This window comes from Salinarimonas soli (genome assembly GCF_008386575.1).
Taxonomy (GTDB): domain Bacteria; phylum Pseudomonadota; class Alphaproteobacteria; order Rhizobiales; family Beijerinckiaceae; genus Salinarimonas_A; species Salinarimonas_A soli.
In genome coordinates this window covers 68,885-83,137 of sequence record NZ_VUOA01000006.1, presented here as the reverse complement: position 1 = coordinate 83,137, position 14,253 = coordinate 68,885, and the positions used below count along the sequence as shown (strand labels likewise).

The following is a 14,253-nucleotide window of genomic DNA, read 5'->3' as shown; positions in this document are numbered from 1 at the left end:
TCGACAAGGGAGACACCCCCAATGAAGCACCTCGTTCTCACCCTGGCCTTGAGCCTCGCGTCCGGCGTAGCGCTGGCGCACGAGATGGCGAAGGGCCCCAATGGCGGCCCGGTGGTGGACGCCGCCGGCCATCACGTCGAGATGATCGCCAGGGGCGCCGAGCTCGTCCTGTTCCTCTCGGACGCCTCCGACAAGCCGCTCGCCTCGGCGGGCACGAAGGGCGCCCGCGCCCTCGTCCAGGACGGCGGCAAGACCGTCACCGTTCCCCTCCAGCCCGCCGAGCCCAACCGGCTCGTAGGCGCGCTCGCCCAGCCCCTGGGAAGCGGCGCCCGCGTGGTGGTCTCGGCCACCCTGGCGGACGGCCACGCCGTCCAGGCCCGCTTCGTCAACCCGTAATCAGGAGCCCTGTCATGCGGATCTCAGCTCTCGCCCTTCTGGCGTTCACGGTTCTCCCCGGCCCAGCCCTCGCGCAGGCGCCGGCAGCCGAGCCTCAAGCCACCCCCCAGGCCGGCCCGACGACCCCGCGCCCGCAAGGCGCGCAGCCTGGCGCCATGATGTGCGGGACGATGCAGCCCGGCCAGTCCACGGCGGGCGGCTGCTCGTGCTGTGGCGGCATGATGGGCAACCAGCGCCAGGGCATGATGGGCACCATGCCCATGGGCCAGCCCCCCGCGCCCGGTGCGATGGCGCAGATGCAGCACGGGGGCATGCCGATGGGCCAGGCTCCCGCCGCCGGGCCGGCCGCGCCGATGGATCACGGCCGGATGGGCCCCGGGAGCCAGGGCGCCGACCAAGGCGGCATGCACGGCGGCATGCATCATACGCCGCCCGCCAACGCCGCCGCTACGCAGCCCGATACCCCCGCCACCACGGCCTTTCGCGATATCAATGCCCGCATGCACCGGGAGATGGACATCCGCTACACAAACGACGTGGAGGTGGACTTCATGCGCAACATGATCCCGCACCATGAGAGCGCCGTCGCGATGGCGCGGGTGGTGCTGGAGCACTCCAAGGAGCCCGAGACCCGCAGGCTCGCCGAGGAGGTGATCAGGGCCCAGGAAACCGAGATCACACAGATGCGCGCCTTCCTCAAGCGCCGGGGCGTGGAGCCTTGAGGGGCGGTTTGCGCGTGAGCCCAGGGCGGACTATTTCACCCCCATGACGCCACAGGACATCCGCTTCTCCGTCGCCCCGATGATGGATTGGACGGACCGGCATTGCCGGTTCTTCCATCGCCTGCTGTCGCGGCGCGCGCGGCTCTATACCGAGATGGTCACCACAGGCGCCGTGATCCATGGGCCGCGCGAGCGGCTGCTCGGGTTCTCAGGCGAGGAGCACCCCCTCGCCGTGCAGCTCGGCGGGTCGGATCCCCGCGAGCTGGCGCAGGCCGCGCGGATCGCGGAAGGGTTCGGCTACGACGAGGTGAACCTCAACGTCGGCTGCCCGTCCGACCGGGTGCAGGACGGGCGCTTCGGGGCGTGCCTCATGCGCGAGCCCGACCTCGTGGCCGAGGGCGTGGCGGCGATGAAGCGGGCCGTGTCGGTGCCGGTCACGGTGAAGTGCCGCATCGGGGTCGACGAGCAGGACCCGGAGGAGGCGCTTGGGCGGCTTGCCGAGACCGTGATCGCAGCGGGCGTCGACGGGCTCGTGGTGCATGCCCGCAAGGCCTGGCTCCAGGGGCTGTCGCCGAAGGAGAACCGGGACATCCCGCCCCTCGACTACGACCGCGTCCACCGCCTCAAGCGCGCCCATCCGGGCCTGCCGATCGCGATCAACGGCGGCATCAAGACGATCGCGGACGTGCGCGAGCAGCTCGCCCACGTGGACGGCGTGATGGTCGGGCGCGCGGCCTATCACGACCCGGAGATCCTGCTCGGGGTCGACGCGCTGTTCGGCGAGGCGCCGCCGCACGCGGACGCGTTCGCGGCGTTGGAGGCCTTCGAGCCCTATGTGGCGGCGCGCCTCGCGGAGGGCGTGCGGCTCGCCTCCATGACCCGCCACATCCTCGGCCTGTTCACGGGCCGCCCCGGCGCCCGCGCCTTCCGGCGCCATCTCGCGACCGAGGCCGTGCGGCCAGGCGCGGGGCTCGAGACCTTGAGCGACGCGGTCGCTCATGTGCGCCGGGCGGGCGGTGCCCTGGAGGACGCGGCGTGATGCCGGGCACCCCGGATTTTGCGGAGCGCGTCGCCCGCAGCTTCGCCCGCCAGGGCCTGATGGAGACCATCGGGGCGAGGCTTGCAACCGTCCGCCCCGGCGAGGTCGAGATCGTCCTCGACGTGACGCCGCGCGTGTCGCAGCAGCACGGCTTTGTCCATGCGGGCGCCGTGTCATCCATCGCCGATTCGGCCGCGGGCTATGCGGGCCTCACCGTCATGCCGGCGGAGGCGGGCGTGCTCACGGTCGAGTTCAAGATCAACCTGCTCGCGCCCGCCGCCGGCGAGCGCCTCTTCGCCACCGGGCGGGTGGTCCGGGCCGGGCGCTCCATCGTGGTGGCGCAAGCCGAGGTCGAGGCCGAATCGGCTGGGCGGCGCAAGCCCGTGGCGCTTCTCACCGCCACGCTCATGGCGATCCAGGGCCGCGACGGGGTTGCGGATTAGAGACGGTGCGCGGGCATCGTGTCGATGACCCTTCCCGTCCGCCCCCGCGTCGGTTAAAGAAGCGCCCGCCCCACGGGCCATCCTTCACGATCTCTTCACTTCTAGGTGCTCCATGGCGGACGCGACGGCTTCGGGAATTCTCGCGGGCAAGCGCGGGCTCATCATGGGGCTGGCGAACAACCGCTCCATCGCCTGGGGCATCGCGGCGGCCGCGCGGGCCCAAGGGGCCGAGCTCGCCTTCACCTATCAGGGTGACGCGCTTCGCAAGCGCGTCGAGCCGCTTGCCAAAAGCGTCGACGGCCTCGTGGTCGGCCACTGCGACGTGACGGACGCGGCGAGCATCGACGCGGTGTTCGCGGAGATCGAGCGCCAATGGGGCCGCCTCGACTTCGTGGTCCACGCCATCGCCTTCTCCGACAAGGACGAGCTCACGGGCCGCTACATCGAGACCACCGAGGGCAACTTCACCAAGTCGCTCTTGATCTCTTGCTATTCCTTCACGGCGGTGGCGCAGCGCGCCGAGCGGCTGATGAAGGACGGCGGCTCGCTCCTCACGCTCACCTATTACGGCGCCGAGAAGTGGATGCCGCACTACAACGTCATGGGGGTCGCCAAGGCGGCGCTGGAGGCGAGCGTGCGCTACCTCGCGGCCGATCTCGGCCCCGGGAACATCCGCGTCAACGCGATCTCGGCGGGCCCGATCAAGACGCTCGCCGCCTCCGGCATCGGCGATTTCCGCTACATCCTCAAGTGGAACGAGTACAACTCGCCCCTGCGCCGGACCGTGACCATCGAGGAGGTCGGCGAGACGGCGGCGTTCCTCGTCTCCGATATGGCGCGTGGCATCACGGGCGAGATCCTCCACGTCGATTCCGGCTACCACGTGGTCGGGATGAAGAACCCCGAGGCGCCGGATCTCTCCCTCGATCGGGAGTGAGGCGCCCGTGACGCGGCCTCGCATCCTCTTCGTCCGTCACGGCGAGACCGACTGGAACGCGGAAGGGCGCCTGCAGGGGCAGCACGACATCCCCCTGAACGCTGTCGGCCGCGAGCAGGCGGACCGGGTCGGCACCACCCTGGCGCGTCTCGTGCCCGGGATCGGCGATCTCGACTTCGTGGCGAGCCCGCTGGGGCGCACCCGCGAGACCATGGAGCGCCTGCGCGCCGTCATCGGCCTCGCGCCCGAGGCCTATGGCCTCGACGAGCGGCTGAAGGAGATCACCTTCGGCTCCTGGGAGGGCCTCACCTGGCCCGAGGTGCGGGCCCGCGACGCGGCCGCGGCGTCCGAGCGCGAGCGGCGCAAATGGGACTACGTGCCCCCCGGCGGCGAGAGCTACGCCATGCTCCTGGAGCGCGTGCGGCCCGCGATCGACGCCCTGACGCGCGAGACGGTTCTCGTCTCCCACGGCGGCGTCGCCCGGGTTCTGCTCGCGATGCTGTGCAACGTGTCGCCCCGGCAGGCCGCCGGCCTCGACATCTGGCAGGGCCGCGTCCTCGTCATCGCGGACGGCCATTTCACCTGGGAATAACGGCTAAGTTGCGCCACCAACGGCGTAACTCCGGGGAATGGCCCCGTTCAATTCCTGTTCAGCGCCCCCATGTAACGTGATACAAGGCGGCCGCCGCAAACAACGAACAAGCCGAGGCGCTCCCGCCGAACCGGGACGGTGCAGCCCACGGTAGAACCACGCGGCGGGGGGACGGCGGGACGGTCGGCGCGTCGCGACGCGCGGATCGCTCCGGGGACGGTGGGGCGAGCGAGGTTTTCGGGAATGAATGGATTCAGCGAGAGCGGGGGCGTCCAGCTCGAGGGCGCTCGTCCGGTTCAGGACGTGCGCCTCGCGGGCGAGCGGCGCGAGGAGCTGCTGCGCGACGAGGTGCTCGGCGAGATCTTCGCCGCCAGCGTCGCGTCGAGGCCCGCCCACCCGGCTCTCGTGTTCGCCGGCCGGACCCTCACCTATGCCGACGTGAACGCCCGGGCCGACGCCATCGCCCGCGGCCTCCTGGCCCGCGGCATCGGGCCGGGCGGCGTGGTGGGCCTGTGGATGCCCCGCGGCGCCGATCTCCTCGTCGCCCAGATCGCCATCACCAAGACGGGCGCCGCCTGGCTCCCCTTCGACGCGGACGCCCCCGTCGACCGCATCGCCGTCTGCCTCGACGACGCGGACGCGAAGGCGCTGCTGACCAGCGAGGAACTTGCCCCGAAGGCGGCCGAGATCGGACGCCCGGTGCTCACCGGGCCAGGGCTTGCGACAGATGGCGAGCCCTTGCCCGCGCGGGCGGCGGGGCTCGCGCCGGATCACCCGGCCTACATGATCTACACCTCCGGCTCGACGGGCACGCCGAAGGGCATCGTCATCAGCCACCGGAATATCTGCCACTTCCTGCGCTCGGCGAACCACGTCTACGGCTTCCAGCCCGACGACGTCGTGTTCCAGGGGGCTTCGGTGGCCTTCGATCTCTCCATGGAGGAGATCTGGGTCCCCTATCTGGTGGGCGCGACGCTGTTCGTCGCGACCCCGGCCATGATGGGCGACGCCGAGCGCCTGCCCGACCTCATCGCCGAGGCGGGCGTCACCGTCCTCGACACGGTGCCGACCCTGCTCGCCATGATCACCCGGGACATGCCCGGCGTGCGCCTGATCCTGCTGGGCGGCGAGGCGCTGCCCCAGCCGCTCGTGGAGCGCTGGGCGACCCCCGGGCGCCGGCTCTTCAACACCTACGGACCCACCGAGGCCACCGTGGTCGCGACGGTCGCCGAGATGCGCCCGGGCGAGCGCGTCACCATCGGGCGGCCGATCCCGAACTATACCTGCTACGTGGTCGACGAGGCGCTGGCGCCCGTGCCCCCCGGCCGTCAGGGCGAGCTCCTCATCGGCGGCCCAGGCGTGGCCCAGGGCTATCTCAAGCGGCCGGAGCTCACGGCCGAGAAGTTCGTGGCGAACCCCTTTCCGGGCGACGGGCGCGATCCGATCCTCTACCGCTCCGGCGACGCGGTGAGCCTCGACGACGAGGGCAACATCGTCTTCCATGGGCGCATCGACGACCAGGTGAAGATCCGGGGCTTTCGCGTGGAGCTCGGCGAGATCGAGGCGAAGCTCGCCGCGCAGGCGGGCGTCGCCCAAGCCGCCGTGGTGCTGCGCCAGGACGAGGGGATCGACCGCCTCGTGGCGTTCCTCGTCGGCGAGACCGGCCGGCCGCTCGACAAGATGAAGCTGCGCGGCGACCTGCGCGACCAGCTGCCGCCCTACATGGTGCCCAACCACTTCGAGGTCGTGGACGTCCTGCCCCGCCTGTCCTCGGGCAAGGTGGACCGCAAGGCGCTCCGGGCCGTGACCCTCGCGGTGGGCGACACGGGCGACGAGCAGGAGATGCCCCGCAACGAGACCGAGGCGGCGCTCCTCGTGGCCGCCAAGCGCGTCTTCGGCAACCAGGGCATTCCCTTCGAGGCCGATTTCTTCATGGATCTCGGCGGTCATTCCCTGCTCGCCGCCCGCTTCGTGGGCGCGGTGCGCGAGGTGCCGGCCCTGGCCTCGATCACGCTCCAGGACGTCTATGCCAGGCGCACGCTGCGCGCCATGGCGGACGACCTCATCGAGCGCACGGGCGGCGCCGGAACCGAGACGGTCCAGCGGGACCTCTCCTTCGAGCCGCCCCCCTTGCGCCGCCGCTTCCTGTGCGGGCTCGCGCAGGCCGTGGCGCTGCCCTTCATCCTGACCCTGAACACGGTGCAGTGGCTCGGGATCTTCGTCACCTACATCCTCATCACCGGCGGCGAGCTCGGCTTCTTCGCCGAGATGCTGTCGCTGATCCTCGTCTATCTCGGCATCGTGCTCGTGACGGGGCTCATCGCGGTCGGCGCCAAATGGGTGATCCTCGGGCGCACGAAGCCCGGGCGCTATCCCCTTTGGGGCAGCTATTATTTCCGCTGGTGGCTCGTGAAGCACCTCCAGCCGCTGCTGCACATCAAATGGCTCCAGGCCTCGCCGGCCATGCCGCTCGTCATGCGGATGTTGGGCGCCAAGGTCGGCCGCGACTGCATCATCTCCGACTTCGACGCCGGCGCCATCGACCTCCTCGTGATCGGGGACCGCGTCGCGACGGGCGGCAAGTTCAAGCTCGCCAACGCGGAGGTGATCGGCAACGAGCTCGTCATCGGCACGATCGAGATCGGCAACGACGCCTATATCGGCACCTCCGTGGTGCTCTCCAGCGGCGTCGTCGTGGGCGACCACGCCGAGATCGCCGACCTGACCGCGATCCCAGAGAACACCCGGATCCCCTCCGCCACGAAGTGGGACGGGTCTCCCGGGCGCGAGGTGGGCACGGTGGACGTCGACGCGCTGCCGGAGCCCGCCCAGGCCTCCCCGGCGCGCCGGCGGATCCTGAACCTCTATTACGCCATCGCCCTCGTCTGCATCCCGCCGGTGAGCCTGCTGCCGATCTTCCCGGCCTTCTACCTCTTCGACAAGATCGACGAGGCGATCTCGGCCTACACGACCGTGAGCTATCTCTGGTACCTGCCCCTGCTCGCCTGGCCCGCGGCCCTCGTGATGGTGGCGCTGACCGTGCTCCTGATCGCGGGCGCGCGCTGGGTCGTGCTGCCGCGGGTCAAGTCGGGGCGCTACTCCATCTTCAGCGCGTTCTACATCCGCAAATGGACGGTGGCGCTCGCCACCGAGGTGACGCTCGAGACGCTCACCTCCCTCTTCGCCACGATCTACATGCGCTCCTGGTACCGCATCATGGGCGCCAAGATCGGCCACGGGGCGGAGATCTCGACGAACCTCGCCGGGCGCTACGACATCTCGCATATCGGCGCGAAGAACTTCATCGCCGACGAGGTCGTCTACGGCGAGGAGGAGATCCGCCGGGGCTGGATGACCCTGGAGCCCGTGCGCACGGGCGAGCGGGTGTTCGTGGGCAACGACGCGGTCGTGCCGCCGGGCGCCGACATCCCCGACGGGGTGCTCATCGGCATCAAGTCGAAGCCGCCCGCGAACGAGCGCCTGTCGCCGGGCGACACCTGGTTCGGCTCGCCGCCCATCAAGCTGCCGACCCGACAGAAGGTGGACCTGGGATCGAGCTGGACCTACGAGCCGTCCTGGCGCTGGAAGCTCGGGCGCGCCGTGTTCGAGGCGCTCCACACCTCCTTCGCGTCGATGCTCTTCATCACCCTGGGCATCCTCGCGGTGGAAGTGTTCTTCTCCCCCATGATCGAGCAGCGCAACTTCCTGGGCCTCGCCGTCCTGTTCATGGCGGCGAGCGTCATCATCGCCGTAATCCAGACCCTCGTGGTCGCGGCCGTGAAATGGATCTTCATGGGCGCCTACAAGCCCCTGATGAAGCCGATGTGGTCGTGGTGGGCCATGCGCACCGAGGCCATCGCGGTGCTCTATTGGGGGCTCGGCGGCAAGGTGCTGCTGGAGCACCTCACGGGCACCCCGTTCCTGCCCTGGTTCCTCCGCCTCTTCGGCGCCAAGTTCGGCCAGGGCGTCGTGATGCTCACCACCGACATCACGGAGTTCGACTGCGTCGAGGTGGGGGACTTCTGCACGATCAACGGCCAGTCCGCGCTCCAGACCCACCTCTACGAGGACCGGGTCATGAAGGTGGGCCGGGTGCGGCTGGAGGCGGGCGTCTTCGTGGGCGCGAACGCGACCGTGCTCTACGACAGCAATATCGGCCGCTATGCCCGCCTGATGCCGCTCACCGTGGTGATGAAGGGCGAATCGATCCCGCCGCACTCGGAATGGGAGGGTGCGCCCGCCGTGCCCGTGGTGCACAAGGCTCCCCCGCAGCCCGGCACGGCGCCGGAGCCCGACCGGCAGGCGGCCTGAGCGCCGCTTGACGCGGGCCGCCGTCGGCAACACCATCGGAGCCGTCCCACGCCCACGGGAGGGTTCCGATGTCCGCACGCGGTCTTTGCCTCGCGGCGGCGCTCGCCGTCCTCTCGGCCCCGGCCCTCGGCGCGGAGCCCATCGCCTCGCGGGCCCGCACGGCCCAGGCCGACCCCCACGCCGAGTGCTATTGCCGGGCGCAGGGGCGCCAGTTCGGCATGGGCGAGCAGGTCTGCCTGCGCTCGCCCGAGGGGCCGCGCATGGCGCGCTGCGTCATGGACCTCAACGTGACCTCCTGGCGCTTCACGCAGGACCCTTGCCCCGACTCGTGAACGCCACCCCATTGCCCATTCGATAGGCATGGGCGACAAGGGGGCGCACAAATTGGGGGATTCCCATGCTCGTCCTGCGCTCCTCGCCCGCCTCGCCGTTCGGGCGAAAGGTCAAGATCGCCGCCGCCCTGCTGGGGCTCACCGACCGCATCCGGATCGTCACGGCCGATACCCTCGACCCTAACGACGTGCTGCGCACGCAAAACCCGCTGGGCAAGATCCCGACCCTCGTCCTGGAGACGGGGGAGACCCTGTTCGATTCCCGCGTCATCGTCGAATATCTCGACGCGCTCGCGGGCGGGGGCGGGGTGATCCCCGTCTCCGGCCCGGAGCGCTTCGCCGCGTTGCGGCTCCAGGCGCTCGGCGACGGGCTGATGGACGCGGCGCTGGCCCAGGTCTACGAGGGCCGCTTCCGCCCCGAGGAGATGCGCGTGCAGGCCTGGCTCGACCACCAGGCCGGCAAGGTCGAGCGGGCGCTCCAGGCCCTCGAGACAGCCCACGCGGCGCTGGGCGGGCGGATCACGGTGGGCGAGATCACGATCGCCTGCGCGCTGGGCTATCTCGACCTGCGCTTCGCGGGCCGCTGGCGGTCCGAGCATTCCCGCCTCGTGGCGTGGCTCGCCGATTTCGAGTCCCGGGTCCCGGCCTACGCCGCCACACGCCCGCCGACCTGAGGGGCGGATTCGGGCCGAGGGCTCGTCCCACCTCGCAACGGCCGCCCGGGGCAGCGGATCATCCCATCCGGCTTTCAGCGGATCGTTGCCTTCCGAATGGATCGATTGCGCGCACGCCTTTACGTAGGGGCATCTTCAGACGAGGACCGCCCATGCCAAGACGTCGCGTCACCGCGCCGCTGATGAAAGCTATTGCTCTGCTTGCCGCCTCGGCGGGACAAGCCTCGGCTCGCGGTGGCGAGCCGACCCTGGCGCCTCTCGCCTTCGTCCGGTTCTGCATGGAGAACCCCGCGGATTGCCGCGCCGGCCGCGATCAACGCACCAAACCTCTCGTCTGGTCCGAGGATCTGAGCCAGCGCTTGGCGCTCGTGAACGCGGCGGTCAACGCTCAGATCATCCCTCAGGTCAGGGCGCCTGGATCGGGGCCGGAGCGGTGGTCCATCGCGCCCACGCGGGGCGATTGCAACGACTATGCCGTCACGAAGCGGCATCGCCTCCTGGCGCAGGGCTACCCGCCTGGTGCCTTGCTCCTCGCGGTGGTGACGACGGCGCGCAACGAGGGCCACCTCGTATTGGTCGTGCGAACCACCCGGGGAGACCTGGTTCTCGACAACCTGGACACGGCGGTCCGGCCGTTTCCCGAGACCGGGCACCACCTCGTCTCGCGGCAGACTCCAGCCGATCCGAGGGTGTGGGCGTCCTGAGACCCCGGCCAGGAAAGGCGCCCCACGCCATCCAAGCCCCTCATGCCGAGGAGGCCTGCGTGGCAAGCCGTCTCGAAGCACGCAGCACCTCGCCACAGCCATCCACAAACCATTGGAGCGCTCTTCAAGGCGTCGCTCCACGTGGCGCCTGAGAGGCTGACCCGAAAGGGCCCGCTCCCGTCCCCCTCATGCTGAGATGCGCAGCGAAGCGGAGCCTCGAAGCACGCACCACGCCTCCACAGCCGTCCTGTGATTCCTGGAACGCCCTTCGAGGCTCGCTTCGCCCGCACCCGAGGACGAGGTTGGAGCATCGGCCGGACTTGGGGGCAGAATCTGAGGACGGGGTTGGAGAAGCGATCCCAACCATGGGCCAGCGTGTGAGAGCACGTCTCTCAAGGGGATGCGCACCATCGGCATGAGCGCGCATCCGCCGGCCCGGCTCGCGCGTATCCTCATGCGGGGCAGGGGACCCATGGAGCGGCGAGGGCGGGATGGCGAAGGCGGCTTTGGTCACGGGCGGCGCCGTTCGGATCGGGCGGCGGATCGTGGAACGGCTCGCGGCCGAGGGCTACGCTGTGGCGATCCATTGCCGGAGCTCGCGCCACGAGGGCGAGGCGCTGGCGGCGGCGCTCCGCGAGGCCGGCGGGCGGGCCGCGGTGGTCCAGGGCGATCTGGCGAGCGCCGACGACGTGGCGCGGCTGGTACCGGAGGCGGCGGCCGCGCTCGGGCCGCTCACGCTTCTCGTGAACAACGCCTCCGAGTTCGAGCCCGACGAGGTCGGCACCCTCGCGCCCGAGCGCTTCGACCGCCACATGGCCGTGAACCTGCGCGCGCCCGCCTTCCTGACCCAAGCCTTCGCGGCGCAGGCGCCCGCGGGCGTCGACAACCTCGTGGTCAACATCATCGACCAGCGGGTCTGGAAGCCGACGCCGCTGTTCTTCTCCTACACGCTCGCCAAGTCCGCGCTCCTGACCGCGACCCGCACCATGGCCCAGGCTCTCGCCCCCCGGGTACGGGTGAACGCCATCGGCCCGGGGCCGACGCTGACCAGCGTGCGCCAGGGTGACGAGGACTTCCGGCGCCAATACGAGGCCTTGCCGCTGCGGCGCTCGTCGAGTCCCGACGAGGTGGCCGACGCGGTCCTGTTCTTCGCACGCGCGCCCAGCGTCACGGGCCAGATGCTGGCGCTCGACGGCGGCCAGCATCTCGCCTGGGAGACCCCCGACGTGGTCGGCGTCAGGGAGTGAGCGCGATGGCCGCGATGAGGCGCCCGTAATCGGGCTCGCCCCGGTGCGTGGTGCGCCGGTAGCTGAAGAAGCGCTCCTCGTCCGAATAGGTGCACAGGCCCAGATCGACGAAGGTGCCGACGCCCGCCTCCCGCATCCGCTCGCCGATGAAGGCGGGCAGGTCGAACATGGCATGGCCCTCGCGGGCGGACGGCTTGAAGAAGCGCTCCGTCGCGACGCCCGCGTCGCGGAAGCGCCCGACGAACTCCGGACCCACCTCGTAGGCCCCGGCGCCGATCGTCGGGCCGAGCACCGCGACGACCCGCCCCCGGTCGGCCCCAAGCCCCTCCATGGCCTTGAGCGTCGCCTCCGCGACCCCAGTGAACGCGCCCTTCCAGCCCGAATGCGCCGCGCCGACCACGCCCGCCTCCGCGTCGGCGAAGAGGATCGGGCCGCAATCGGCGGTGCCGATGCCGAGCGCGATCCCTGGGGTGCGGGTCACCATGGCGTCGGCCTTCGGGCGGGCCTCGTAGGTCCAGGGCCGTTCGACGACGACCGCGTCCGCGGAGTGGATCTGGTAGAGGCTCACGAGGGCGTCGGGCGCGACGGCGAGGCGCTCGGCCATGCGGCGGCGGTTCTCGACCACGTTCGCGGGATCGTCGTCCGAGCCCAGGCCGCCGTTGAGCGAGGCGTAGATCCCGCCCGAGACGCCGCCCTGCCGGGTGAAGAAGGCGTGGCGCAGGCCGGGGATGCGGCTGAGGGCGGGCGCTTCGATGAGCATGGTCTCTCCTTCAGGCCGGCGGGAAGCCCGGCAGCGGGGGCAGGGCAGGGTGGGCGAAGCCGATGGCCTTGAACAGGCCGCCCATCGCCTCCGGCCCCGTGCCCACGAGACGAGCGAGCGCGGCGTCGATGGCCTCCGCCTGGGCCGGCGTGGCGCGGCGCTTGAGGATCGCGGCCCGGGCCTCGATGCCGAGCGCCCGCAGGAAGGCGCCCTGCGTGACGGGCCCGTGCACGGCGGTACCGCCCGCGCGGGCCGCTCGGGCGAGGGCGGCGAAATCCACATGCGTGGTGAGGTCCGCCTCGCCCGGATCCGCGAGGGGATCGGCGGGGGCGTGGCGGCGCAGGGCCTGGAGCGTGTCGCCGAAGCCGCTCTCCAGGTGGCCGTAATCGATGGCGAGCGCCGCGCCGCCTTGGGCCGCAAGCCGCGCGGCGAGCGCGCGGGCGATGTCGAGGCCGATCGCGGGCCATTCCAGCACGGCGCCCTCGGGCCCGGATCGATCGATGGTCCGCTCGGGCTCCGGTGCGAGGCCGAAGGCGAGGGCGCCGTCGTCCGTCAAGCCCACGAGCCGCTCGCGCCAGGCCCCGCCGGCCCGCACGAACTGGCGCACGGGAAGTGCGTCGAAGAACTCGTTGGCGACGACGATGGCGGGGCCCTCGGGCACCTCCTCCAGGCGCTCGTGCCAGGCAACCTCCACGCCCGCGAGCGCCTCGCCCTGGCGGGCCCGCAGGGCGGGGCTCGTCTCGACGAGGTGGACCCGGACGGCAGCCAGGAAGGCCGGCAGGACGCGGGCGGCGCGCAGGGCGTCGCGCATGAGGGTGCCGCGCCCCGGGCCGAGCTCCACGAGGCGCACCGTCGCAGGCGCCCCCATGTCGCTCCAGACACCCGCGGCCCACAGGCCGACGAGCTCGCCGAACATCTGGCTGATCTCGGGCGCCGTCGTGAAGTCGCCCGCGGCCCCGAGGGGATCGCGGGTCACGTAGTAGCCGTGCACCGGATGGGCGAGGCACAGCGCCATGTAGCGCTCCACCGGCATCGGCCCGTCGAGCGCGATGCGCTCGCGGATCTCCTCCGCGAGCCGGCTCACGCCGCGCCCTGGCCCGCGACGGCGCGCGGGCGCGTGACCCCGCGCAGGGCGAGCACGATGGCGCACAGGCCGACGAGGGCCATCGGGATCGAGAGCAGCATGCCCATGGTGATGCCGCCCCGCAGCGCGTCGACCGAGGCGCCGAACAGGAAGCCGAGCTGGGCGTCGGGCTCGCGGAAGAACTCGCAGACGATGCGGGCGAGCGCGTAGCCGAGCACGAAGATGCCGCCGATGAGGCCCGGCCGCCGGAAGCCGAAGCGCCGCACCGAGATCACGAGCACCAGGAACAGGATCAAGCCCTCGGCGAGAGCCTCGTAGAGCTGGCTCGGGTGGCGGGGGAGGGGCCCGCCATGGGGAAAGACGAAGGCGAGGGGAAAGTCGGGCGCGGGCCTTCCCCAGAGCTCGCCGTTGATGAAGTTGGCGATGCGCCCGAAGAAGATCCCGATCGGCGTCACCACGGCGGCGAGGTCGAGCATGCTCAGGGGGTTGAACCCCCTCCGACGCGCGAAAAGCACGATGGCGAGCACGGCGCCGAGGAAGCCGCCGTGGAACGACATGCCCCCGTGCCAGATCGCGAGCGCCTCCCAGGGCCGCGAGGCATAGGCGGCGAAGTTGTAGAACAGGACGTAGCCGATCCGCCCGCCGAGCACGACGCCCAGCGCCACCCAGACCACGAGGTCGTCGAGCTCCTCGGGGCTCGGTCGCTTGAGGCCGTTCCAATAGGCGTCGATCGCGGCAAGCCGGCGCGCGATCCACCAGCCGCCGACGAGGCCCGTGATGTAGGCCAGGGCGTACCAGCGGATGGCGAGCGGGCCGATCTCCAGCGCGATCGGGTCGATGGCCGGGAACGGCAGGACGAAGAGGGGGGGCATCTGACTTCCTCGCGAGGGCGCCATTGGACCCCCGGCGCGGCGGACGTCAAGCGGGCGGCGCGCGGCGGGTTAGGAAAGCGTCAGCCGTGATTCCAACGGCCCGCGTTCCGGTGTGACCTTCCTGCCGCGTCCCCGATGAA

At 71.1% G+C, this 14,253-nt stretch carries 14 protein-coding genes; 11 read left to right on the top strand and 3 right to left on the bottom strand.

Annotated features, from left to right (window positions below):
* The first annotated feature begins 21 nt into the window (after positions 1-21).
* The 11 genes from F0L46_RS02890 to F0L46_RS02840 all read left to right on the top strand — a co-directional run bounded on the left by F0L46_RS02890 (position 22) and on the right by F0L46_RS02840 (position 11,397).
* Positions 22-396 (top strand): hypothetical protein, encoded by a 375-nt coding sequence (locus tag F0L46_RS02890; protein WP_149815520.1) that lies wholly within the window; start codon positions 22-24, stop codon positions 394-396.
* Between the two features lie 14 nt (positions 397-410).
* The gene (copM, locus tag F0L46_RS27565) at positions 411-1,118 is read left to right on the top strand and encodes a CopM family metallochaperone (RefSeq protein ID WP_438646656.1); all 708 of its coding nucleotides are present in this window, start codon (positions 411-413) and stop codon (positions 1,116-1,118) included.
* A 43-nt stretch (positions 1,119-1,161) separates the two neighbouring features.
* The gene (dusA, locus tag F0L46_RS02880) at positions 1,162-2,157 is read left to right on the top strand and encodes a tRNA dihydrouridine(20/20a) synthase DusA (protein ID WP_149815519.1); all 996 of its coding nucleotides are present in this window, start codon (positions 1,162-1,164) and stop codon (positions 2,155-2,157) included.
* On the top strand, positions 2,157-2,600 hold the full coding sequence (locus F0L46_RS02875; RefSeq protein WP_149815518.1) for a PaaI family thioesterase: 444 nt from the start codon (positions 2,157-2,159) through the stop codon (positions 2,598-2,600). Before dusA ends, F0L46_RS02875 begins: the two co-directional genes overlap by 1 nt.
* 112 nt (positions 2,601-2,712) lie before the next feature.
* Positions 2,713-3,537, top strand: coding sequence for an enoyl-ACP reductase FabI (gene fabI, locus F0L46_RS02870; protein WP_149815517.1), 825 nt, complete (start codon positions 2,713-2,715; stop codon positions 3,535-3,537).
* Positions 3,538-3,544: 7 nt separating this feature from the next.
* Complete coding sequence (locus F0L46_RS02865; RefSeq protein ID WP_149815516.1) at positions 3,545-4,129, top strand: histidine phosphatase family protein; 585 nt, start codon at positions 3,545-3,547, stop codon at positions 4,127-4,129.
* Between the two features lie 243 nt (positions 4,130-4,372).
* Complete coding sequence (locus tag F0L46_RS02860) at positions 4,373-8,440, top strand: Pls/PosA family non-ribosomal peptide synthetase (RefSeq protein WP_149815515.1); 4,068 nt, start codon at positions 4,373-4,375, stop codon at positions 8,438-8,440.
* Positions 8,441-8,508: 68 nt separating this feature from the next.
* On the top strand, positions 8,509-8,772 hold the full coding sequence (locus tag F0L46_RS02855; RefSeq protein WP_240539833.1) for a hypothetical protein: 264 nt from the start codon (positions 8,509-8,511) through the stop codon (positions 8,770-8,772).
* Between the two features lie 65 nt (positions 8,773-8,837).
* Positions 8,838-9,446, top strand: coding sequence for a glutathione S-transferase family protein (locus F0L46_RS02850; protein WP_149815514.1), 609 nt, complete (start codon positions 8,838-8,840; stop codon positions 9,444-9,446).
* A 152-nt stretch (positions 9,447-9,598) separates the two neighbouring features.
* A complete protein-coding gene (locus tag F0L46_RS02845; protein ID WP_149815513.1) occupies positions 9,599-10,150 on the top strand; it encodes a transglutaminase-like cysteine peptidase in 552 nt (183 codons plus the stop codon).
* 491 nt (positions 10,151-10,641) lie between these two features.
* Entirely contained in the window at positions 10,642-11,397 is a 756-nt protein-coding gene (locus tag F0L46_RS02840) for an SDR family oxidoreductase (protein WP_149815512.1), read from the top strand.
* Here the strand turns inward: F0L46_RS02840 and pgeF are convergent.
* Genes pgeF through lgt form a run of 3 tightly spaced genes read right to left on the bottom strand, consistent with a single transcriptional unit; the run spans position 11,387 to position 14,113 of the window.
* The gene (pgeF, locus tag F0L46_RS02835; RefSeq protein WP_149815511.1) at positions 11,387-12,157 is read right to left on the bottom strand and encodes a peptidoglycan editing factor PgeF; all 771 of its coding nucleotides are present in this window, start codon (positions 12,155-12,157) and stop codon (positions 11,387-11,389) included. The two genes, F0L46_RS02840 and pgeF, sit on opposite strands and share 11 nt — an antisense overlap.
* 10 nt (positions 12,158-12,167) lie before the next feature.
* Positions 12,168-13,241 carry a class I SAM-dependent methyltransferase gene (locus F0L46_RS02830; RefSeq protein WP_240539832.1) on the bottom strand — a complete coding sequence of 358 codons (1,074 nt, stop codon included), beginning with the start codon at positions 13,239-13,241 and terminating at the stop codon, positions 12,168-12,170.
* Positions 13,238-14,113, bottom strand: a complete 876-nt coding sequence (gene lgt, locus F0L46_RS02825) for a prolipoprotein diacylglyceryl transferase (protein ID WP_149815510.1) — start codon at positions 14,111-14,113, stop codon at positions 13,238-13,240. Before lgt ends, F0L46_RS02830 begins: the two co-directional genes overlap by 4 nt.
* Positions 14,114-14,253 lie beyond the last annotated feature (140 nt).

What these genes read in the sequence shown, in the direction of transcription:
- F0L46_RS02875 (WP_149815518.1), top strand. Translation starts at nt 2,157, where the DNA reads ATGCCGGGCACCCCGGATTTTGCGGAGCGCGTCGCCCGCAGCTTCGCC.
- pgeF (WP_149815511.1), bottom strand. Translation starts at nt 12,157, where the DNA reads ATGCTCATCGAAGCGCCCGCCCTCAGCCGCATCCCCGGCCTGCGCCAC.
- F0L46_RS02850 (WP_149815514.1), top strand. Translation starts at nt 8,838, where the DNA reads ATGCTCGTCCTGCGCTCCTCGCCCGCCTCGCCGTTCGGGCGAAAGGTC.
- fabI (WP_149815517.1), top strand. Translation starts at nt 2,713, where the DNA reads ATGGCGGACGCGACGGCTTCGGGAATTCTCGCGGGCAAGCGCGGGCTC.
- F0L46_RS02845 (WP_149815513.1), top strand. Translation starts at nt 9,599, where the DNA reads ATGCCAAGACGTCGCGTCACCGCGCCGCTGATGAAAGCTATTGCTCTG.
- dusA (WP_149815519.1), top strand. Translation starts at nt 1,162, where the DNA reads ATGACGCCACAGGACATCCGCTTCTCCGTCGCCCCGATGATGGATTGG.
- lgt (WP_149815510.1), bottom strand. Translation starts at nt 14,113, where the DNA reads ATGCCCCCCCTCTTCGTCCTGCCGTTCCCGGCCATCGACCCGATCGCG.
- copM (WP_438646656.1), top strand. Translation starts at nt 411, where the DNA reads ATGCGGATCTCAGCTCTCGCCCTTCTGGCGTTCACGGTTCTCCCCGGC.
- F0L46_RS02860 (WP_149815515.1), top strand. Translation starts at nt 4,373, where the DNA reads ATGAATGGATTCAGCGAGAGCGGGGGCGTCCAGCTCGAGGGCGCTCGT.
- F0L46_RS02855 (WP_240539833.1), top strand. Translation starts at nt 8,509, where the DNA reads ATGTCCGCACGCGGTCTTTGCCTCGCGGCGGCGCTCGCCGTCCTCTCG.
- F0L46_RS02840 (WP_149815512.1), top strand. Translation starts at nt 10,642, where the DNA reads ATGGCGAAGGCGGCTTTGGTCACGGGCGGCGCCGTTCGGATCGGGCGG.
- F0L46_RS02890 (WP_149815520.1), top strand. Translation starts at nt 22, where the DNA reads ATGAAGCACCTCGTTCTCACCCTGGCCTTGAGCCTCGCGTCCGGCGTA.